The sequence below is a fragment of the Paenibacillus spongiae genome (genome assembly GCF_024734895.1).
Taxonomy (GTDB): domain Bacteria; phylum Bacillota; class Bacilli; order Paenibacillales; family Paenibacillaceae; genus Paenibacillus_Z; species Paenibacillus_Z spongiae.
In genome coordinates this window covers 950,273-971,588 of the sequence record NZ_CP091430.1, presented here as the reverse complement: position 1 = coordinate 971,588, position 21,316 = coordinate 950,273, and the positions used below count along the sequence as shown (strand labels likewise).

15 protein-coding genes are annotated in these 21,316 nt (G+C 52.8%); 2 read left to right on the top strand and 13 right to left on the bottom strand.

The features are described 5' to 3' along the window. Positions 1 to 73: 73 nt before the first annotated feature. A complete protein-coding gene (locus L1F29_RS04180) occupies positions 74 to 1,375 on the bottom strand; it encodes a sulfatase-like hydrolase/transferase (RefSeq protein WP_258387122.1) in 1,302 nt (433 codons plus the stop codon). A 293-nt stretch (positions 1,376 to 1,668) separates the two neighbouring features. Continuing rightward, entirely contained in the window at positions 1,669 to 5,178 is a 3,510-nt protein-coding gene (locus L1F29_RS04175) for a hypothetical protein (protein WP_258387121.1), read from the bottom strand. A 516-nt stretch (positions 5,179 to 5,694) separates the two neighbouring features. On the opposite strand from L1F29_RS04175, the gene L1F29_RS04170 reads away from it, so the two are divergent. Then, positions 5,695 to 6,570, top strand: coding sequence for an AraC family transcriptional regulator (locus tag L1F29_RS04170; RefSeq protein ID WP_258387120.1), 876 nt, complete (start codon positions 5,695 to 5,697; stop codon positions 6,568 to 6,570). A gap of 96 nt (positions 6,571 to 6,666) precedes the next feature. Here L1F29_RS04170 and speD read toward each other — a convergent pair whose 3' ends face one another. The 11 genes from speD to L1F29_RS04115 form a co-directional block, all read right to left on the bottom strand. After that, on the bottom strand, positions 6,667 to 7,494 hold the full coding sequence (gene speD, locus L1F29_RS04165) for an adenosylmethionine decarboxylase (protein WP_258387119.1): 828 nt from the start codon (positions 7,492 to 7,494) through the stop codon (positions 6,667 to 6,669). Positions 7,495 to 7,836: 342 nt separating this feature from the next. After that, entirely contained in the window at positions 7,837 to 9,192 is a 1,356-nt protein-coding gene (locus L1F29_RS04160) for a dipeptidase (RefSeq protein ID WP_258387118.1), read from the bottom strand. Between the two features lie 453 nt (positions 9,193 to 9,645). Beyond that, a complete protein-coding gene (locus L1F29_RS04155; RefSeq protein ID WP_258387117.1) occupies positions 9,646 to 10,743 on the bottom strand; it encodes a mandelate racemase/muconate lactonizing enzyme family protein in 1,098 nt (365 codons plus the stop codon). A 128-nt stretch (positions 10,744 to 10,871) separates the two neighbouring features. Beyond that, positions 10,872 to 12,428 carry a HEAT repeat domain-containing protein gene (locus L1F29_RS04150; protein ID WP_258387116.1) on the bottom strand — a complete coding sequence of 519 codons (1,557 nt, stop codon included), beginning with the start codon at positions 12,426 to 12,428 and terminating at the stop codon, positions 10,872 to 10,874. Between the two features lie 147 nt (positions 12,429 to 12,575). Then, entirely contained in the window at positions 12,576 to 14,255 is a 1,680-nt protein-coding gene (locus tag L1F29_RS04145; RefSeq protein ID WP_258387115.1) for a type 2 periplasmic-binding domain-containing protein, read from the bottom strand. 56 nt (positions 14,256 to 14,311) lie between these two features. After that, positions 14,312 to 15,214 (bottom strand): carbohydrate ABC transporter permease, encoded by a 903-nt coding sequence (locus L1F29_RS04140; protein WP_373876525.1) that lies wholly within the window; start codon positions 15,212 to 15,214, stop codon positions 14,312 to 14,314. Positions 15,215 to 15,234: 20 nt separating this feature from the next. Next, complete coding sequence (locus L1F29_RS04135) at positions 15,235 to 16,158, bottom strand: ABC transporter permease (protein ID WP_258387113.1); 924 nt, start codon at positions 16,156 to 16,158, stop codon at positions 15,235 to 15,237. Positions 16,159 to 16,278: 120 nt separating this feature from the next. Next, the gene (locus L1F29_RS04130) at positions 16,279 to 16,932 is read right to left on the bottom strand and encodes a GntR family transcriptional regulator (RefSeq protein WP_258387112.1); all 654 of its coding nucleotides are present in this window, start codon (positions 16,930 to 16,932) and stop codon (positions 16,279 to 16,281) included. Between the two features lie 492 nt (positions 16,933 to 17,424). Beyond that, positions 17,425 to 18,051, bottom strand: a complete 627-nt coding sequence (locus L1F29_RS04125; RefSeq protein WP_258387111.1) for a GGDEF domain-containing protein — start codon at positions 18,049 to 18,051, stop codon at positions 17,425 to 17,427. A 265-nt stretch (positions 18,052 to 18,316) separates the two neighbouring features. Then, positions 18,317 to 18,823 (bottom strand): hypothetical protein, encoded by a 507-nt coding sequence (locus L1F29_RS04120; protein WP_258387110.1) that lies wholly within the window; start codon positions 18,821 to 18,823, stop codon positions 18,317 to 18,319. Between the two features lie 337 nt (positions 18,824 to 19,160). Continuing rightward, positions 19,161 to 20,036 carry a radical SAM/SPASM domain-containing protein gene (locus tag L1F29_RS04115; protein ID WP_258387109.1) on the bottom strand — a complete coding sequence of 292 codons (876 nt, stop codon included), beginning with the start codon at positions 20,034 to 20,036 and terminating at the stop codon, positions 19,161 to 19,163. Between the two features lie 146 nt (positions 20,037 to 20,182). Here L1F29_RS04115 and L1F29_RS04110 point away from each other — a divergent pair, with 146 nt between their 5' ends. Next, on the top strand, positions 20,183 to 20,521 hold the full coding sequence (locus tag L1F29_RS04110) for a hypothetical protein (protein ID WP_258387108.1): 339 nt from the start codon (positions 20,183 to 20,185) through the stop codon (positions 20,519 to 20,521). The last annotated feature ends 795 nt before the right edge of the window (positions 20,522 to 21,316 follow it).

The following is a 21,316-nucleotide window of genomic DNA, read 5'->3' as shown; positions in this document are numbered from 1 at the left end:
CCCCATGGTAATTCCCGTATATCCTATGACAAAGCTTCTATCCGAGCTTCACTTTTCCAACTGATTAGATTCGTCAGCTCTCGGCCTGCTCCCTCAGCTGCTTATACCAATCCCGCACGCTGCGCTCCAGTCGGCTTGCCAGGTCCGGATGAGCGTCCTTGAGATTGACCCGCTCGCCGGGGTCCGCCTCCAGATCGGAGAGATGGACATCGTCCGGCTGCGTACGGTCGAAGTCAAGCTTGCCGTCTAGAACCAGCTTCCACTTTCCTTCGCGAACCGCAAGCTGGCTGCCGTATTCCCAGAAAATTTGGCGATGCGGCGTCGATGTCCCCTTCGTCACCATCTCAACGACGCTAAGGCCGTCAATTTCTTCCGGAGACGGCGATGCCAGGCCGGCAAATTCCATGACTGTCGGCACGATGTCGGCCATCATGCCCGTATCATGGCACACCTGACCTGCTGCAATAGCATGGGGGTAGACCAGTATCGCAGGTTCGCGGATGCCGCCTTCGAACAAGCTTCCTTTATGACCGCGGAATACGCCGGCGCTTCCGCCATAGTAGACGTCTTCCGTGCCGTCGAGGTAATTGCGGGATTCCGAAGAAGGCCCATTGTCGCTGGAGAAGAAGATAATCGTATTCTCATAGAGTCCGGTTCGCTTCAACGCCGCTACGATATCGCCCACGCCGTCGTCCACGGCGGAAATCATCGCCGCCATCAGCTGACGGTCGCGGGGCAAATGGCTATATCGCTTCATATACTTCTCCGGTGCATGCATCGGGTAATGCGGCGCATTGTATGCGGCGTAGAGGAAGAAAGGCGTCTCCTTGTGACGCTCGATGAAATCGACGGATTTGTCCGTAATGAGATGGGTCATATATTCGCCGTCATGCCATACTTCCTCGCGGTTGTTCCATAAGTCATGCGTTGGATTGACATGCGGCATGCCCCAATAGAAGATATGCGAATAGTAATCCACACAGCCGGCATGGAAGCCGAAGTAATCGTCGAAGCCGCGGGCATTCGGCGTAGCATCCTCGGAGGAGCCGAGATGCCATTTGCCGTAGAGAGCCGTGCTGTAACCGGATTCCTTGAGCCGCTCGGCCAGCGTCTTCGCTTCCCGCTTCAGCCCTCCGGTTCCTCTCTTCCCGCCCAAAATATGGCTCACGCCTGCTTTCGCCGGGTACAGCCCCGTCAATAACGATGCACGGGACGGCGAGCAGACCGGTGAATTGGAGTACCATTCCGTGAAGCGGACCCCATCCTCTGCAAGCGCATCCAAATGTGGGGTGCGAATCGCATCCGACCCGTAGCATCCCAAATCGCCGTAGCCCAAATCGTCGCAGTACACGACGACGATATTCGGTCTTGTCATAACGGTCACACCTTTTCTCTAATTTCATTGCAATTCATAGCGTTCGCATCGATACAGAATATTTTCCTACCGCACGTACATATCCAGCTTATTGATCATTTTCCAAGCATCGTCACTACCCTTTCATTATAACCCGCCCCTCGGCCGTTGTCGCGCTTCGCATCGAAGCCCTATCTTTGAATCGGCGGCAGCTGCCCTCTCTTGATTCCCCGCCAATAAAAACAAAGCAGCCCCGCGCGCGGCGAGGCTGCCATAATTAAAGATGAGACATTGCTTGCAGGGGGGAAAATCGCCTATAACTTGCGGAACAGCTCTTCCAGCACTTCGCCGCTCGCATTGCCGCCTGCGGAGAACAGGACAACCCCCGACTCGCTGACCGTCGCCTGTTTACCCAATATTAGCGCGGCCGTGCTCACGTCAACGTAGTCTTCGCCCCTCCACTTCTTCAGCTCTTTCTTGTCTACGACTTTCTTCGCCGTCTTCTCCAGGAATGCGACCGGAATGTACAGCTGACCGTTATCCCCGATCGGCGTTACATTGGTATTGTCCCCGTCCACAATGACCTTCTTGTCGCCCAAATACGCTTCATACCCGTTAACCTTCATCGCAACCGCTCCGCCATTCAACAAGGAAGTCAGCTCGGCGCTCAGTGCTGCGTTCTGGCTCCGGGTCGTGTAACGGTAATTGAACCGGCCATTCGGCGCGGCGTCGCCCTGATCCAGGAACTGCATGACGTCGCCGCCATCGACCGAGTTATCCGCCCATTTGAAATCGAAGCCTTGGGCCGCATCAATACTCAGCATGTTCTTCGGAATCGTCATATACATTTCATTGCCGCTGACCGTATACTCGGCATCGCCTGTCTTCGTCCAATTCCAGGTGCCGCCGTCGTTGGCCTCAATCGCCGCCTTGCCGCCGCTATCCGAACGGTTAATGATAAAATCATAGCCTTCCCAGCCGGTGGCGGCATTCTGGTCGGCATCAATGTACAGGTTCATCCAATCCGTTCCCGTACGGGCCGTGAGCGCATCCTTCGTCCGCACATAGAAGTACCAATTGTGATTATCCGAGCTGACCTTCGCATACTCGATATCGTTCCTGCCGCTCGTATTCGTGTAGCGATAGACGCCCGCGAAGGACATGCTGTCCCGGTGTACCGTATCGCCCAGCGTATCCCGGTATTCCGGACCGACCGCCTTCCATTCCTGGAACGCTTTGTGCTCGTGGATTTTCCCTTGCCCGAACGCGGCCGGAACCGGCCGAACGCCCTTGAACTGTCGGATCTTCTCCACGGTCTGATAGTAGTAATTATCGTTGAACCCGCCCTTCATCGGCTCGAGGTCGCGGCTGAATTCGGGATTGAACGCATCCACGTAATAATGCTTATAGAGCGGATCGTTCCTCACCACCGTATACGTATTGGCAATCCGCTGCCCGTTGGCGTCGTTCTCCCATCTGCCCGCCCACCATTCGTTCCAGCCGGTCAGCATGACGTATTCCGGATCGACCTCGGATACGCGGCTCCACTGCTCCTCGTAAGCGAGACCGAGCGGCGTCGTTTGCAGCTCGAATTCGAAATCGTTCAGGCCGTCCGTCGGCTGCTCGCCGTTCGCGAAGCTGCGTCCCCTGGAGGAGTTCGCATGGAAGCCGGAGGCGACGGTCAGCTGCTCCACCTCTCCTGTCGCAGGATCCTTGCCCGGCGCTTGAGGATATTCGGCGATCCAAGGCCATCTGCCCATGCCGTCTCCCGTCCAACCGTTGAATGCCCACGACGACCGGACCGTGAACTGTTCGCGGAGCGTCTTGGGTACCTTGGCGAGATTGCCGAGCACGAGCGGCTTGCCGTCGACCTTGAACCACAGCTCGTTGTAGTAATTGTCCTTATATACCTCTTCCCAGGCTTGCGTCATCATGTTCTTGCCGGAATCGGCATTATCGCCGAAGAAGAAGACGATCTGGGGCGTGTCGAGCCCTTCGTTTCTCATCTTCTTGTATTCATCGAGAACCACCGTATAAATATGCGGATACAGCAAATTATTCGAGTTGTCGAAGAAGACGAAGTCGACGCCCGCTTCCGTCAGCATATTCGCATGCTTGCGGATGACCCAGCGATCGTCGGAACGGTAGTAGCCGAAGTACGGCTCCGCCCAATAATGCGCGAATCCGAGCGGCCCCTGCGGGATGATATCCCATACCGCGTTCACGCCGCCTTCCAGATAGGTTTTGTTATGGTCATAGATTTGACCCGACGAGGCGTCATGCCATAGAAAATAGAACATGCCGACCTTCTTGTCCTTCGGTGCTCCCGCAACCGCGTAGTCGGGGGAGGTTCGGGACAAATCGTCGGTAGCTACCCATGTATCGCTGTACACGTCCCGGTACTGGAAGGGCTCCGCCGCTTCGTACGGCGGCCGCTCGTATTCGGCTGTCGTGACGGAAACGTTATCCAGCACAATGTTCGGCGTATTGTGGACCCACCAGTTGATGAATCCGCTCTTGCCAATGGCATATCCCGGCTGGGAGGTGACGGCCGGCGTCTGCAGATTATCCGCCGCGTACAGCATGACATTCTCATCGTCGATCGCAACCTGTGCGACGAATTGCTTTACGCCCTGATCGTCGTTGACGTAGATCTTCACGATATTCTGATCCAGATCGTCTTCGAGCTCGATCGTCCGCTTATCCGCGAAACTGTACGGAATTTGAACATATCCGGTCAGCGGCCAGTTATTCGTGCGGATGCCGACCTTGTTATCCTTGAAGGCCAGCCACAGGCCGGTCGATTCGTTCGCCTGCGATGAATAACTGCTAAGACGCAAGCCCACGTACATCGTCATCCACGGGGACGTATCCTCAGGCGCAGCCTGCAGATCAAACTTCACCTGGTAGCTGCCGGCTGCCGCCGTCTTCTTCTTGAAGCGGAGCCCGTATAAGCCGCCGTTCTGATTCGTCAGCGCCCCGTCGATCACCCGGGCGTTGTTCACCTCCCAGATCTCATCGCGGATGACCGTATCGTTCGGAAAATCGACGGAATCCGTTCCCGCTTCCGTAATGACGGAGACATTGTCCAGAAAGACGCCGGGCGTGATGTGAACCCACCAATTGATATAGCCGGATTTAGCAAGCTGGTAGGAGAGATCTGTCGTGATTTTGGGCGTCGCGAGATCGTCCGCGGCATACATGCCGACAGACTGGCCTTGAATGTTCACCTGCGCGACGAAGGTTTTGCTTCCTTGATCATCCTGGACGTAAATTTTCACGATGTCCTGATCGACGTTGTCTTCAATAAAGACTCTCCGCGCTTCGTAGAAATCATAGTCGATGGTCATGTACGTCGTTTCCGGCCAGTTATTCGTCCTCATGCCGATCTTATTGTCCTTGAACGCAAGCCACAGGCCGTCGGGCTCATTCGCTTGTCTGCTGTACGTGCCCAGACGCAAGCCCACATACAGCGTCATCCAAGGCGAGGTATCTCCAGGCGCGGACACCAGGTCGAATTGCGCCGTATACGTTCCTGTGGCGGGCGTCGTTTTCTTGTAGCGCAAGCCATGCAAGCCGCCTTCGAGATTCGTTAGCGCACCGCCGACGATCTGGGCGTTATTGCCCTGCCATGTATCGTCGATGTCCCATACCGGGCCAGGCGATTCCACAACATTCGAGAAATCCTGCGTATACGTGACGGGCGCGCCGCTGGCCCGGGCAATCCCGCCGCCTGCATCATCGTAGCCCAGCGTCACCGTCGACAATGCCAGAAGGATGGCCATTCCCCCAATTAACCATGACCGTTTCCACAATAACAACATCATTCACCTCCAATAATGATAGCGCTTGCATTTTAGCGGTTCAGGTTGTAAGGTTTTGATCTTCGTATCCGATCTTCGATCTCAAATTGCGGCGTAGGTTGTCGATTTTAGTGCGACTTTTGCAGATGTGTTTCCACAGCTCAACGAGCTTAGTGGATCAAGAAACACGGCTGCAACGGGAGCAATAAAAGCGATCAACCGCAGCGGAACAATTCCCTCATTTGTCCTCCTTTACCTGCATTATACAACACACTTATGTTGGATTCGTTACAACATATTGCTGATTTTTCGCTATCATCATGCCGTCATGATCGGGCGATTGCTCCTTCGGCTCTATCGGTCCTTAGCGCCCCTTTTACTGTGTCAGCTATATATTCAGCCCGCTCCGGTATCGTGTATAATGAATATACAGAATTCCATTATTTAACTCGCCTCTCACCATTGTTTCGAATGAATGTCTGCCTATTCAGCCATACCTGACAGCTTGATAACCTTGATATATGGAGAGATTGCAACGTGGACGTTTATCAAGAGCCGATTGAATACCAGAATCCCATTCTATGCGTGAAAATTTGGCAGCTCGTTAACAAGGGAATTGAGTATCCGATCGACTGGATCTGGCATTATCATAAACCGGTCGAGTTCATCTTCATGGAGCGCGGTCAGCTCGATGTCCATACGAAGGATCATGTGTATCATTTGAAGGCGGGAGACAGCTGCGTAATCGGATCGTCCCAGCTTCATTTCAGCCGAAAAATCGGCGAGGAGGAGCTTGTCTACTATGTGCTGCATGTCGAGTTCTCCGCTTACTTCGATCCGGCTATGCAGATGTATTACCGGATGTTCATGGAGATCGATCAGCCGCTGGACTGCCTCAACTATGTCCTGGAGACCAATGAAGCGGTCAAAGCGGACATCGGCCGCCTATTCGCCAATATATATCGGGAGATGCACGATAGGCCGAAGGGTTATGAGATTGCAACCAGCATGCACATGAAGGATTTGATGCTGACGCTGCTGCGCAGCGATACCCTCGGCATTCTGGAACGGCAGGATGCCGGAGGGGTTCAGCTGCTGCTGCCCATATTGGCTTATGTGGACGAGCATCTCGACGACAAGATCGAGCTGCAGGACGTGAGCGCTCTGGCGCATATGAGCTACTCGTATTTCTCGAAGTTTTTCAAAAAAACGATGGGCATCTCTTTCACCGATTACGTGAATCAGAAACGGATCAAGAAAGCGGAGCTTCTGCTGCTGACGGAAAATTGGAACGTGGCTCAAGTGGCGGGCGGCGTCGGTATCGTAAACATGGCCCACTTCTATAAGCTGTTCAAACGCTATAACGGATGCACGCCGAAGGAATTCATCGGCAAGCTTCGTATTGCGCTCTAAGCTGCCCGCCATGGCACAGGACAGCGGCAAGAAGCCTTGGACCGGATTCGGTTCCAAGGCTTCTTCTTATTGAAATGAGCACCAGCCGCCCTGTCGTTATACCGTGTTCGACGATGCACGGCTTATATTTTTGCCATAGAAGATTTCGTCCATCTCCGTCTTTAACCGGTCTGTTATTTCCCTCTCTTCACCCGGCTCCAGCTTGTCCTTCGTGTAGCCGAACAAATAGTTATTGAGATCGAACTGGCGCAGCTTGCATTTGGTATGGAAAATATTCTCCTGATAGACATTCACGTCGATCATATCGTACTGGCGTTTGATTTCATCGGGAATGTAGTTCTGAATGGAGCTGATATCATGGTCGATGAACAGCTTATGGCCTTGTATATCCCTTGTGAACCCCCGTACGCGGTAATCCAGCGTCATAATGTCGGTATCGAAGGAATGAATTAAGTAATTCAACGCCTTCAGCGGTGAAATTTCGCCGCAGGTCGATACGTCGATATCCGCCCGGAAGGTGCTGATTCCCTCATCCGGATGATATTCCGGATACGTATGGACCGTAATATGACTCTTATCCAACTGCAAGACGACCGATTCCGGCAGCGGCCCCGGGGATTCGGCAAAGGATTCTGTCGGGACCTCGACCACCGGCCCCTCCGAGATGAGCAGCGTGACGCTCGCCCCCTGCGGCACATAATCCTGCTGGGCAATATTCAGCACATGCGCGCCGATAATGTCCGTTACCGTCTCCAGGATCCGCTTGAGCCGGTCGGAGTTATATTGTTCGTCAATGTAAGCGATGTAAGCCTCGCGCTCCTCCTTCGTCTTGGTGTAGCAAATATCATACATATTGAAGCTTAAGGATTTCGTCAGGTTATTGAACCCATGTAACGTAATGCGCTGCTCCGGCGTCAATGTCATCTGTTCATCCCTCATTTCTTCCCAAGTCTAAACCACAGCTATCGCATCCTCTCCATATATTACCCATTTCAGAGACGTTCATTGTATAGGATGGATGAAATCCGGATTCTCCTTGGCGGACGATACCGTTTGTCACACATCGTGCTAGGTGGGGATGCACTCGATGCAGGGCGGGCTTCATATACGGCTGTCACGGAACACGGTAATTGAGAGCTGTACCTTCGGTGCAGCAAACACCAGCCGAGAGAATAAAAAAGCGGTTGAACCGTCCCCGGCTCAACCGCTTTCCCGATATCTATTCAGCCTGCCGGGGAACTGGAGGCAGCTTCTAATACGGCCCAATTAGAAACGCTTCAAGAAATTAACGATCGTGAGCAGACCCTTGTCGAAGTTCTCCAAGTGAAAATGCTCATTCGGCGCGTGCAGATTCTCGGTGGGAAGACCGAAGCCCATCAGCACCACCGGCGCGGACAGCTCGCGGGCGAAGGCTTCGACAATCGGAATGGAGCCGCCGTCCTTCGTGAACACCGGACGGGTTCCGTACACCTGCTCGTAGGCATCGGCTGCCTGCTGCAGCAGCGGAATCGAAGGCTCGATGGTGAACGGATTGCCCTTCTCCCTTTGCACGACGGTCACTCTGGCCCCCGCAGGCGTATGGCTGCGGATATGCCGCTCGATTTTGTCGAGAATATCCTGCGGCTTCTGCTGGCCTACCAGCCGGCACGTAATCTTGGCATGCGCTTCCGCCGGAATGACGGTCTTCGTGCCTTCTCCCTGGAAGCCGCCGTACATCCCGTTAATCTCGAGCGTCGGCCGCGCCCCGGTCCGTTCCACATACGTATAGCCTTCCTCGCCGAACAGGGCATCCAGATCGAGCCTTGCCTTCAGCTGCTCTTCGTCAAAGCCCTTCTTCGCAAGCTCGGCACGCATTTCCTCCGTCAGTTCCGGCACATCGTCATAGAACCCGCCGACGCTTACCCGCCCCTGCTCATCATGCAGCGATGACAGCAGAGTAACCAGTGCATGTAACGCATTCGGAACGCCTCCCCCGTAGGTCCCGGAGTGGAGATCCGTCTTGGCCGTCCGGACGGAAACGTCCAGCGAGCATAGTCCGCGAAGACCGGTGCAGATCGCCGGACGCCCTGGCCCAAGCAACTCCGTGTCGGAGATCAGAACCGCATCCGCCGCGAGCTTCTCCTTGTTCGCTTCCAGGAAGGGATGCAGGTTGGCACTCGATATTTCTTCTTCTCCCTCGATGCATACCTTGATATTGACCGGAAGCGCCTTCTCCTGCCGGAGAATGGCTTCTATCGCCTTAAGGTGCAGAAAGAGCTGTCCCTTGTCGTCCGTGGCTCCTCGTGCGTACAGCTTATTGTCGCGTATATCCGGTTCGAAGGGAGGGGTTTCCCATAGATGCAGCGGATCTACCGGCTGTACGTCATAATGGCCGTACACAAGGATCGTCGGTTTGCCCGGCGCGTGCAGATGATCCGCATAAACGATGGGATGGCCCGCAGTCTGGTGAATATCGACGTTCTCCAGTCCCGCTTTCTTCAATGTGTCAGCCAGCCAGCCCGCGGCCCTGTTCACATCCGCCTTATGCTCGGACAGCGCGGAGATGCTCGGAATCGAGATCCATTCCTTGAGCTCGTTCAGATGCTCTTCTCTTCTTTCTTTGAAATAGGCTTCATATGCCATATGTATCCAACCTCCTATATTTGTACATTCCGGATTATCTCTAGATAGCACAGCTTGTCCTGTCATTCCATATCTTACCGCAATAAGACCGTGCTAATCCGATTATACCACTATTGGCCGGCAACTTTCTTCTTCGCATGGACCCAGCCCTCGGCACGGCTTGCCTTTATATAGTAAGCGTCGAACTTAGTGCCGCTTTGGCAGTCATCTTTCGGCCTACGCCTCCCGGCCATGAAGCGGCTAGCCAGGGACCCCGCCAGCGCTCAAAAGCCCAAGCGCATGATCCGCTCGGGCTTTCGTCTTTATTGCGTACGCAAATAGTTTACCGTGGCAGAACCGATATCGCCGAGCCGCCAGAGCGCAATGCTTCCGATGCCCGCTTGCCGGGCGGTGTCGATCCAGCCGGCCATACAGATTGCAGGCCATCATCACGCGGCATCCAGGTGCAGCAAACTAGAGGACGCGGAACTTCTCGAAGCAGTCCGGCTTCATCTCCGTCGAAGCGCCCGGCATTTGCGGCAGCACGTAGTAGCCGTTCTCCACAGTCGCAGGTTCCACAAAAATGTCCCGAATCCACGGGATATATTCCAGCATGATCGCATTTTGCGTGGAGGCGACCAAATGCTGATGAATTTGTCCCATATCGCCGACATGCGGACACATCGGCAAATCATAAGCCGCGGCCAGTCCTGCAACCTGCAGCCACTCGGTAATGCCACCCAGACGAGTAACATCCGCCTGCACATACTCGACGGCGCCTTGATGAATATAGTCGCGGAAAGCATATTTATTGTACACATGCTCGCCAAGCGCAATCGGCACGTTCAGTTCGTCCGCCAGCTTCTTATGGCCCATCACATCATCGGGATTGAGCGGCTCCTCCAGCCAGTACAGATCGAATTCCTCCAGCTTTTTCCCCCACGTCATTGCCGTCGTAATGTTCCATTGCTGGTTCACATCGATCATCAAAATAATATCGTCGCCGATGACCTTGCGAACCGCTTTAACCCGATCGTAGTCTTCGCGGGAATCCGGCTTGCCGACTTTCATCTTCACCCCGGTAAAGCCTTGCTCGACGATCTCCGATACGTCGCGGATAAGACGCTCCTTCGTCCAGTTCAGCCAGCCGCCGTTTGTATTGTACGCTTTGATGCGCTGCGGCTTGTGACCACCCAAATATTTCCACAACGGCTTGCCTGCCGCCTTGGAAATGATGTCCCAGAGCGCGATATCCACAGCAGCCAGCGCCATATGGGCGATACCTGCGCGGCCGACCCAATGCATGGCGCCGAAGCGCAGATCGTCCCAAATTTCCTTCACCATAAACGGATCTTTCCCGATTAAGGCCGGCCCGTAGTAACGATCGATCGTCTGCACGATCATTTCGTCCCCGAGCGCACATGTTCCCGTATATCCGTAACCGACAATGCCTTCATCGGTATAAATCCGCACCCCGGGAAGCCCCCAGTGACTTGCGGCGTTAATCGCATCCGTAATCGGCGGTGTAATCGGCACATGCAGCGCGAAGCTCTCTACCTTCGTAATTTTCATCCGGTTATCTCTCCTTTTTCTACTGCTGAGCGGTATAGTTACGTCATTTCATCATAAGAACAGCATGGATTAAAAGCAGCAGACAGCCTGCAGGCCATAAGATTATGGCTGCGGGCTGTGGGTTGCTATCAGAACGAGCTCGCTTTGTTCGTATCCGGGCACCAGCGCGCGGTACGGTAATAGCGGATCAGAACATTCATTGCTTCCTTCGACTGCAAGTGTGTCAAGGCTTCCATCGCATAGGCGCGCACATAGCGATCCTTGCTCCCCATAGCATCCTCCAACGCCCGAATGACTTGCGCGGATTCGCCATTTTTGCCGGCGCGCAGCAGCGAAAGGGCAGCCGTATAGCCGATTTTATTGGCAATGTATCTCTGCATATTGATGAAGGAATCGCCGGACCGCTCGGGTACTGGCGTAGATTCCGCCTTTAGCGATGCCGTGAGCTCCTCTGCCAGCGCGGGAACGACCAGTTCCGCGGGCTCCGCAACCATGCCAAGCGACTCAACCGCATTGCGGCGCAACCACTCGCTGTCCGCTTTCGCCGCCTCGATCAGCGCAGGAACACCTTCGCCGGCATCCGGTCCGATCATCCCAAGAGTGTATGCAGCGAATGCCGCTTTCTTCTCATCGGAGTGCTTCAGCAAGCCGACCAGCCCCGGCACCGCAGCGGCACCGGCTCCCTGCAAGCCGTAAGCGGCCCGCTCGGCCACTTGCGTCTTCCCTTCCGACAATTGCCGGATCAGTTCCGCAATGCCTTGCTCGCCCATATGACCAAGCGCATACGCTGCATTCAACGCTGTCGTCTCAGCCGGATCCGCCAGCAGCTTGCCCAGTGCAGGCGCGCAAGAACCAGCCGCTTCTCCGATCAGGCCCAGCTCATCGGCTGCCCGGCCACGAACGGAGGCATCCTCCGAGGCCAGTGCCTGCTCCAGACGCTGTAGTTCCAACGCATCGGCAGCGGCGCCAATGCCGCTCATGGTCGACTCCCCGCGAAGCCAGTTCCATACGTCCTGCCACAGATTCAAATGCTCGGCCGGCAGTCCGGCCGGCACTTTCAGTTCTGCGCTCTGATGGTTCCAGCTTGGCGCTGTCGAAGCATGCAGCCGTACGAACTGGAATTTCAGCATATAGCGGTCGATCTGGGAGAAATTGAGCGAAGCTTTATGCCACAGATCGAAGTGCACGAGCACCATCGTACCCGCTTTGCCGGTCGGCAGCAGCGTCTCGCCGCGATCGCCGACGAACTTCTCGTAATATTGCGTGCCCGGCATAATAGCCGTTGGCCCCAGCTCTTCCGTTACGTCCTGCGTATAGTAGAAAATCATGGCCCACCAAGGACGGTGGCTGCGCATGGAAGACCAGAAGCCGTCCTTATGCCATTGCCCTTCCGGGTTGCCGGGCTTATTGAAATGGCAATGCCGATGCGGATGCATATAGTAATCGGGGCCAAGCAGGCTGGTCAAAGCCCCTTTCACAACCGGCGTCTCGAAAAATTGCTGAATTTCCGGCACACGCGGCAAAATGTTATTGCCCGGGTTCCCCTCTTCCTGGAAAGCATAATTAATGCTGCTCATCACTTTCCGGTGAAGCTGCTCCGGCAATTCGTTGCGAAGCACAACATAACCTTTTGTAATAAAATGAATCATTTGCTCATCTGTCAGCAAATCATTATTTTCAGTCATAGTTGACTCGCTCCTTTGATCTCGTATTCTTGCGAGTTTTATTGCATCAACCGAACGAATGAATGTATTTGCAAGGAAGTCCCGCTTTTATTTGCACAATTGTCCGATGAATGAATCAACATCGAAGTATACTAAACATACGCGGGCTTATTTCAAACTAGACAAGAAATCGATCGTGTTTTGATCCGGTTTATAGCTGGTCGTGTCGAACGGCTCTTTCATCGCTTTTTGCGCCATGTCCAGATACTCGGCCAGCCCCAGCTTATCCAACCCTTTCAAATACGCATCCCAATCGTTCTCCACCGACTTGGAGCCGAGGATAAACTGGGCTTTCCACTGTTTCACGTATTGCTCAATATTCGTCTTGAGCAGCGCGAACTTCTGATAATCCTCCGGCTCCATCCAGATGGCGCCAGGGTAAACCTGATCCGGCTGGTGACCGGTATAATTGCGCATCGTCTCCAACAGCAGCAGCGACTCCAGCCCCTCGGCAGAGAACGGCGGCTTGGCCTCGACGAATCCGTTGCGCCACGTCATATCCTGAAGTGCCGGCCCCATCTGGTTCCAGCCTTCATTCTGCTTGGCGCCGGCGGAATAGAACTTGTCGGACTGTGTGATGAACAGCGCTTGCTCGCCGTTCAGTCCTTTTATGCCTGGACCGGCTTTGGTCCAATATTTGCCTTCGGCGCCGTAGTTCATCGTCTGCGTCCCCTCCGGCGTATAGATGAAGTCCAGCAGTTTCATAATGCGCACAATCTGCTCTTCTGTCGCCTTATTCGTGACGGCAAAAGACAATGAACGAGGCGTGTTGCCGCTAAAGGCTGCATATTGTACTCCATCCGGCCCCGCAAGCGGTGCCATCGTTACCCAGTTCGAATAGCTCTGATGGCCAGGATCAAGGAATGCGGCACTATACAAGGACGAAACGACGGCTACTTTATCTTGGGCAATGAGCGGTTTCAACACCTCGGACTTTTGGCTGAACGACTGCTTGTCGATCAAGCCTTTGCTGAACAGCCTGTTCATGTAAGCCAGACCGTTCTTCCAGCCATCCTGCGCGGGAGCGTAGACGACCTTACCGTCCTTCAGATCGAACAAATCGTTGGCGTTGTCATACGTAAAGGAATTCATTAAGAACACCGTCGGGTCGAAGCCGTCGGAAGCGCCGGACAATGGAATCAGCCCGTTGTCCTTGAATACCTGCAGCACCTGCTCGAACTCATCGGTCGTGGTCGGCATCGTCAGGTTGAACTTCTCCAGATAGGACTTGTTGATCCAGAACTTCTGTCCCCAGTAGCAATGCAAGCAGGAATTGTACATCGTCAACCCGTAGATATTGCCATCTGGAGCCGTAACCGCTTGCTTCAATCCCGGTGCGTTTTCGATAGTCTCTCTTAAATTGGGGGCGTATTTGTCAATGTAGCTGTTTAATGGCACGAGAATGCCCTGTTTGGACAGCCGCAAAACTTCCGACAGAGAAAAGCCGCCCGACCAGAATACATCGGGGTAGTTGCCTCCTGACAGCAGCAGCGATTGCTTGGTGGCCGCGTCGCTCGACGGCGCCGTGACCCATTCAATATTCAGCTTGAATGTATCTTTGACATAATTGGTAAACCAGTTCGTATTCAAATCGACGACATCGCCGGGCGGCACAGCATAGAACGAAACGTCCACGACGCTCGTTTCATCCACCTGTCCTGACGGCTCAGCGGGTGCAGCATCGCCGTTTTTCGGCGTATTTCCGCCACTGTTGTCCGAACAGGCGGATAAGATCATTAAGATACAAATTAGTGCTGCCGCAACGGCCGTTTTTGTTTTCTTCACCATGTTTATACCCCTCCGAAATCGATTAGATGGAAGCTGATGAAACAAGGCAATCCGGTTTAAGCTTTGATTGAACCGACCATCACCCCCTTGACGAAATACTTCTGAATGAACGGATAAAGCATCAGAATCGGCACGCTGGCAATCACGATGACGGAATACTTCAGCAAGTTTTTCATATCCTCGAATTGCTTCAGCTGCTCGGCAGACAGCGACATCGAAGCCGTCGAAACCGAATTGAGCACCAAAATTTCACGCAGCACCAGCTGCAGCGGATACTTCTCCTCGCCGTTCAGGAAAATAAGCGCATTGAAGTAAGAGTTCCATTGGCCCACCGCCGACCAAAGGAAGAGCACGGCCAGGACAGGCTTGGACAGCGGGACGACAACGCTGACCAGAAAACGGCCGTCGCTGCAGCCGTCAAGTTGGGCCGCCTCGTACAAATCGCCGGGAATCGTCGTCTGGAAGAACGTCTTCGCCACAATAACCGAGAATACGCTGAGCGCTCCGGGCAGCACCATCGCCCAGATCGTGTCCAGCATATGCAGCGATCGGACAACGAGATAGAACGGAATCAACCCTCCGCTGAACAGCATGGCGAACAGCAAGGCCCATACCAGAATTCTGCGGCCGACGAACGTCGTATTGGATATCGGGTAAGCCATCATAACCGTGAGCGTAACGCTGATCACGGAACCCAATCCCGTATAAAGGATCGAGTTCAGGTAGCCGCTCCAGATTTGCGGATATTGGAAGACGGCCTCGTATCCGTATAAGGTCGGTTCCACCGGAAACAGCCAGACGCGTCCGGACATGACCGCCGATGAGGAGCTGAACGACGAGCTGACGATATAGATGAGCGGATAGGCGACAGCAATCAGCACCACGGTAAGCACCGTGTAAATGACGGCCATCATGATGCGGTCTCCCATCGACTCCTTGATGAGCGTATGCGATCTCATTTTCATTCCCGCCCCTTCTGTTAGAACAAACTCGATTCGGAAAATCTGCGTGCAAGCAGATTGGCCGAGAAGATGAGAATAAATCCGATGATGGAGTTGAACAGGCCCACCGCAACGGCAAAGCTGTAATTCATATGCACCAGCCCGATCTTGTACACATAGGTCGAAATGACCTCCGATGTGCTCAGGTTCAACATATTTTGCAGCAGGAACACCTTCTCGAATCCAACGCTGAGCAGACCGCCTATCGACATGATGAGCAGAATAATAATGGTCGGCCGAATGGTTGGCAGGTCGATATGAACCATCTTTTGCACCCGGGAGGCTCCGTCAATTTTTGCCGCTTCGTAGAGCTCGGGATTGACGCCTGACAGCGCTGCCAAATAAATAATGGCGCCATACCCGGTCTCTTGCCAGACGGCAGACCAGACATATAGGGAAGAAAACGCTTTCGGATCTCCCAAGATATCCATGGGATCCGCAATGCCCAGCAGCTCCGTCAGTTGCCCGTATATGCCGATCGTCGGCGACAAAATGATGTTAAGCATCCCGACCAGAACAACAGTGGAAATAAAATAAGGGGCGTACGTAAACATCTGAACCACTTTCTTGAACCGTTGGCTCTTCACTTCATTTAGAGCAAGGGCGAGCAGGATGGCTGCCGGTGTGCCGACGAGGAGCGAGTACACGCTGAGAAGCAGCGTATTCTTGATAACCGGCCAGAAGAAAGGAGATTCGAAGAACATGGCGAACTGTTTGCCTCCTACCCAAGGACTTCCCCAGATGCCCTGAATCGGGTTGAATTCCTTGAAGGCAAGCTGAATCCCAACGAGCGGAACATAGTTGAACGTAATGAGGAATGCGACAGGTACGGCGACAATCAAATACAACTGCCAATGCCGCAAAATATATTTCTTCCAGTAAGCAGTCATTCGAACGGTCAAAAGCCAGTCCCCCTTCTTCTTTGAAATCGTTTACTAAATCGTGTATGATTTTAAAATTTATCATACACGATTTATTGTGCGAAAAAGAATTGTTCTTGATTGGATCCAATTTTTTGCTTTTTACTTCAATCGTTCCCTTAAACGCTGTACGGAATTGTTTACATGCGTTCTCATCGCTTCAACCGCTTGTTCGATATCGTCGGCAAGCAGCGCGCGTATGATTTGTTCATGCTCCGCCTTCTCCACATCGAGCACAATTTGGTAATGAACGAGACTCAAATAGCGATGGATGCGTTCGATCAGCGAGGTTACCATTTGCTTCAAATTTTCGTTGCCGGCATAGTCCAGAATAGTGCCGTGCAAGTCGCGGTTCATCTCCAGCACAACTTGGCTTCCGTCGGTACCGTCCCCCTCCTCTTGCACCGAGCTCAACCGCTGCAAAATTTGCTCCAGCCGCGCACGCGGAATATGCGGTGCCGCCTTACGAATGGACAGTTCCTCCAGCTGCAGACGAATTTCAAAAATCTCATTAATGTCGGTCAGATTCATCTCCGCCACGAACATGCCCTTGAACGGAACAACAGTGACCAGTCCTTCCGACGCCAGACGGAACAGCGATTCCCGAATGGGGATATTGCTGACCCCCAAATCTCTCGCCAGTTTGTCAATGTTGATCTTGTCGCCTGCCGGAATCTTGTGAGACATAATTTGCTGCTTCAACAACGTGTACAGTTCGTCGGTTAATACATAGCGGTTTAGTTGTTTCTCCCTCAATTCCGTTCAGCTCCATCCATATGACTTTTCCAAGATTATAGCATATTCATACGGATTTAGAAGAACCGGCAGTCTCCCTGTTTTGTACAAATTTTCCGCCAACACCTCATGAAGCGCTTACACCTATTAAGGAAAATAGCCCCCTCGCCTTGGCTGAACCTGTTCTTCAAAATTACTATATCCGAATCGCCCAATGAAGTATTTATCCGAGGGTCTCTTTTTTGCACAATCGTCAGATTATTTTTACAAAAAACATCCAATCTCATCGAATTTTGATGAACGGACAGCTGAAAAAAAAGAGCTTCAGTCCCCGGCAGATTCCTTGAAGAACCTTTTTATAGCAGAAAGGAATGCCCCTCCCATCATCAAAATGAAAGGCGTGTTCCCCTCACAAATGCACGAAAAAAAGCACCGGAATCCGATACGGTTCCAGTGCTGCGTATGAACGGCTCTCTCCCGATCAGTCGGAGTAACCCCGTCGAAGGCGAATCCTCATTCCCCGGAATAGAACCGGTACTGGTCCTTCCCTTTCTCCTTCGAGGCGTACAAAGCGATATCCGCCCTCTTGCACAGCATCTCCGGATCGACGCCATGCTCGGGGGCAAGCGATATCCCGATACTGACCGATATTTGGCCGCCTGCCGGCGCAAATTCCCGTTCGGACATCTTTTTTATAGCCGCAATAATCGACTTGGCCGACTCCTCCGCCTCTTGCTTGCTGGTTGCGGGCATGATCAGGACGAACTCGTCGCCGCCCCATCTGATCGTAATATCTTCTTTGCGGGCAATGGTTCGTATACTTTGGGCCGTGCATTGCAACAGATGGTCTCCCTTGGCATGGCCCTGATTGTCGTTAACCGCTTTGAAGTTATCGAGGTCAATCAATGCCGTCGTTCCTCTGTTCTCGCCCAGAACAGCCGCTAACGCTTCGTCGAATGCCGCACGGTTCTTCAGCCCAGTCAGACTGTCGTGAAAAGCAAGAGTCATCGGTCTGGCCACCCAACGGGAGATAATCGCGGACAGGACGATCGTAACGCCGAAGACGATCAAGAGCTGAACGATCAGCCAGCTGCGGTTAGCTTTTAGAGCCGCCTGCAGGTCATGCTCATTATAGATCACTTCGAGTATTTTGTTCTTGGTCGTCCCGCTGTCGAATTCGGAGGTATAGGGGACATAGCGGTAAACGGCGGGCTCACTGTCCCATACGCTCCTAATTTCCGTCGTCTGCCGGGACTTCAGCGTCTGTTCGAAGGCCTTTCTTCTATCCGGGGGAAGCGTGGTCTCCTGGACCGGCTGGCCAAGCGAATAGCCTCCAATATTCAGGACGTTGATATCGTTAATAGAAGGGTTCTTGGTTACTAATTCATCGATCGCATGGAGAAAATTATATTCCTTGAAAATCGCATCGTCCTGAAGGAAATAGCCGAGCTATGTACTTTTTGTCCCGCGTCGCCATATAGCTGTACTTCTTGATCTTGCCGGTAATTTGCTCGATATCCATGCCATCGGCTGAAAATTGGCCTGAAGCTCTCGTTTCGTCCAACATCCCCTTCAGCTTGATGCAGCACTCAGCAAAATCAAGTCCTACATTTTCCGCAAGACTGCTGTGGGTAATGACATCATTGCTATCGATGATATAAATATCCATCCCAAGCTCTTGCTTCAACGCTTGAAAATCCCATTCATCGAACGAAGGCTGCTTTTCATAACGATTCAATAACGCGATGGAGCTCTCCCTCATCGTTGACGTAATATGTTCTCCGAATAATAAGTAAGCTTTCTCCACCGTGTGCAGCGTATATTGAACCATCTCTTCATTCTGACGCACCTGCAGTTGATTATTGCCGACCGCCTGCTCCTTCAGCCTTATATGGTCTGTCAGTACAATCATAATTGATATTCCCATGGCGAAGAGGACCATGATACCAGACAGCTTCAATCTGAAATGAACCTTCACTTATGTACACCTCGCTGCAGCCCACTAGGATGTCACATCTATTCAGCTATTCCACATACCAGAATCAAAACCCTTTATTCGACAATAGATGCCAAAATATTTAAGCCCATCCAATGATTCGAACACGAATGCCGCACAGCAGAATGTTTTTTACAATTTCTCAATAATCGGCATATGCAGCAAAGAGGCGTCCACCTCCGGGGTGAACGCCATATTTGAAGCGCCGATCTCGACAGCTTGCTATATTCCGCGGCCTAATGATGCGTCTGGATCAGGCGCCGAAGCGCTGCCTGTACCCGCATTTTCTGCACAGCTCCTCGACCGCCTCTCTCCTGGAGAATCCGTCATAAAGGTTATTCGCCCGCTCACCCTCCACAATCTCGGAGAATGGGGTGCTGTTCACGTTGCCAAGATTAATGACGCCCTCGCCGTCGAGGCAGCATGGGACGACCGTACCGTCCACCAGGATCGCCGCCTGATTCCGGAGCGCATGACAGAAGCCTTTCCCATCATCCTCGGGCGCCTCCAGACTCGGCCATTGGAACTCGTAATCCTGGTTCAAGTAGATGCGGTCGGCGATTTTGAGCCCGCTGCCCGGAGCGACCTTTTCTTCAATCTTGAAGTCCAGGTTAAACTCCTTCTCCAGCACCTCCAGCGTCTCCCTGTTCCGTTTCTTCTGCTCATTCGTCACATTGTCCTGATCCAGATTCCACAGCCTGAACGAGATGATGACATTATGCTTGACCGCCTCCCGAACGAAGGCGAGGATATTCCCAAGGTAACCTTCGCGGTCCACCGAGCCCTCGTGGCCATCGAAGCTGTGAAGCGAGAAGTTCATCTGGCGCAGTGCCGGTTTCCCTAGAATCTTGGACATTCTCTTGGGAATGAGCGTGCCGTTGGTCGTGATGTTGACCTTGAACCCCTTGGCATGGCTGGCATCCAACAGCTCGTCGATCCGGGGATGGAGAAGCGGCTCGCCCTTCACATGCAGGTAGATATGATTGGTATGCGGTTTGATTTGATCCAATCTATGATTAAATTCATCCAGCTGGATAAACTTCGTCTTCCGGCTTGTCTGCGGGCAGAAGCTGCATGCCAGGTTGCAGACGCTCGTAATTTCAATATAGACCTTGTTGAATGTCTTCAAGTCTTGTTCCCTCCGCGCGTTGCGTGATCTACCATGCCTATTCTACCATCAATAGATAGAAAAAGCATGAACCGATCCTGGCATGTGAATCAGAAGACGAATGCAGGAATGTTCTTGTCACTTGACGCCAGCGCGTATTTGCTGCTGTGGCAATCTCTATATGGGTATGGGTACGGGTATGCGTATGCGTATGCGTATGGGTATGGGTATGGGTATGGGTATGGGTATGGGTATGGGTGTGCGTATGGAGGTGCGTATGGGGGTGCGTATGGGTATGGGTATGCGTATGGGGGTGCGTATGGGTATGGGTATGCGTATGGGGGTGCGTATGGGGGTGCGTATGGGCATGCGTATGGGGGTGCGTATGGGTCGTGCGTATGGGTATGGGTATGGGTATGGGTATGCGTATGGGAGGGCGTATGGGGGTGCGTATGGGGGTGCGTATGGGAGGGCGTATGGGGGTGCGTATGGGGGTGGCATTATAATGTTGTATTTTATACAACATTATACGGAGAAAACCGTGATGATACCGATATTATTGCACATTCTACAACAATTTCCTCTAAAAAGCGGCTAATCCATGATTTCATAACTACATTGTTGTATAAAATACAACAATTCCGCCAATGCGGGCTAAATGATCAAGTCGTGTTGCACTTTTTACAACATCAGCGGCCGGGCCTCCGATTATTGGACACTTTGCGACGAAGCTTTGAGCAGACGCATCATAACGTGAATACGCAGTTCGTCGTTTTTCACTGTGTCGGACTCTCATAACGGCTACCTCCAGCTAAGTTAATTGTATATCGCTTAACCTCAAAGTGTGTCCAAGATGATTAGGAGGCTTTTTAGATCACCATCTACCTGCATCGGTCGCAAGATAGAGAGAGAGTTCGCCATACAAACACCTGCATCGGTCGCACGACAGGAAGTGAGTTCGCCAGGCAAACACCTGCATCGGTCGCACGACAGGAAGAGAGTTCGCTAGGCAAACACCTGCATCGGTCGCACGACAGGAAGAGAGTTCGCCATACAAACACCTGCATCGGTCGCACGACAGGAAGTGAGTTCGCCATACAAACACCTGCATCGGTCGCACGACAGGAAGAGAGTTCGCCAGGCAAACACCTGCTTCGATCGAACGGATCGCATGCCAGGTAATTTGAACCTATGTGCTCGACCGCTTCGGAATTTGCACATAAGCAAAGAAATGTATACGGTCGACAACAAAGTGAGGGAATGAGGCACCTTCCCCCTAAAATGATATAAATTCTTGTATG

Excerpts from the sequence above, each read along its gene's own strand:
- L1F29_RS04145 (WP_258387115.1), bottom strand. The coding sequence starts at position 14,255 with ATGGTGAAGAAAACAAAAACGGCCGTTGCGGCAGCACTAATTTGTATC.
- L1F29_RS04175 (WP_258387121.1), bottom strand. The coding sequence starts at position 5,178 with ATGTTGTTATTGTGGAAACGGTCATGGTTAATTGGGGGAATGGCCATC.
- L1F29_RS04120 (WP_258387110.1), bottom strand. The coding sequence starts at position 18,823 with ATGATTGTACTGACAGACCATATAAGGCTGAAGGAGCAGGCGGTCGGC.
- L1F29_RS04150 (WP_258387116.1), bottom strand. The coding sequence starts at position 12,428 with ATGACTGAAAATAATGATTTGCTGACAGATGAGCAAATGATTCATTTT.
- L1F29_RS04140 (WP_373876525.1), bottom strand. The coding sequence starts at position 15,214 with ATGAGATCGCATACGCTCATCAAGGAGTCGATGGGAGACCGCATCATG.
- speD (WP_258387119.1), bottom strand. The coding sequence starts at position 7,494 with ATGACATTGACGCCGGAGCAGCGCATTACGTTACATGGGTTCAATAAC.
- L1F29_RS04180 (WP_258387122.1), bottom strand. The coding sequence starts at position 1,375 with ATGACAAGACCGAATATCGTCGTCGTGTACTGCGACGATTTGGGCTAC.
- L1F29_RS04160 (WP_258387118.1), bottom strand. The coding sequence starts at position 9,192 with ATGGCATATGAAGCCTATTTCAAAGAAAGAAGAGAAGAGCATCTGAAC.
- L1F29_RS04155 (WP_258387117.1), bottom strand. The coding sequence starts at position 10,743 with ATGAAAATTACGAAGGTAGAGAGCTTCGCGCTGCATGTGCCGATTACA.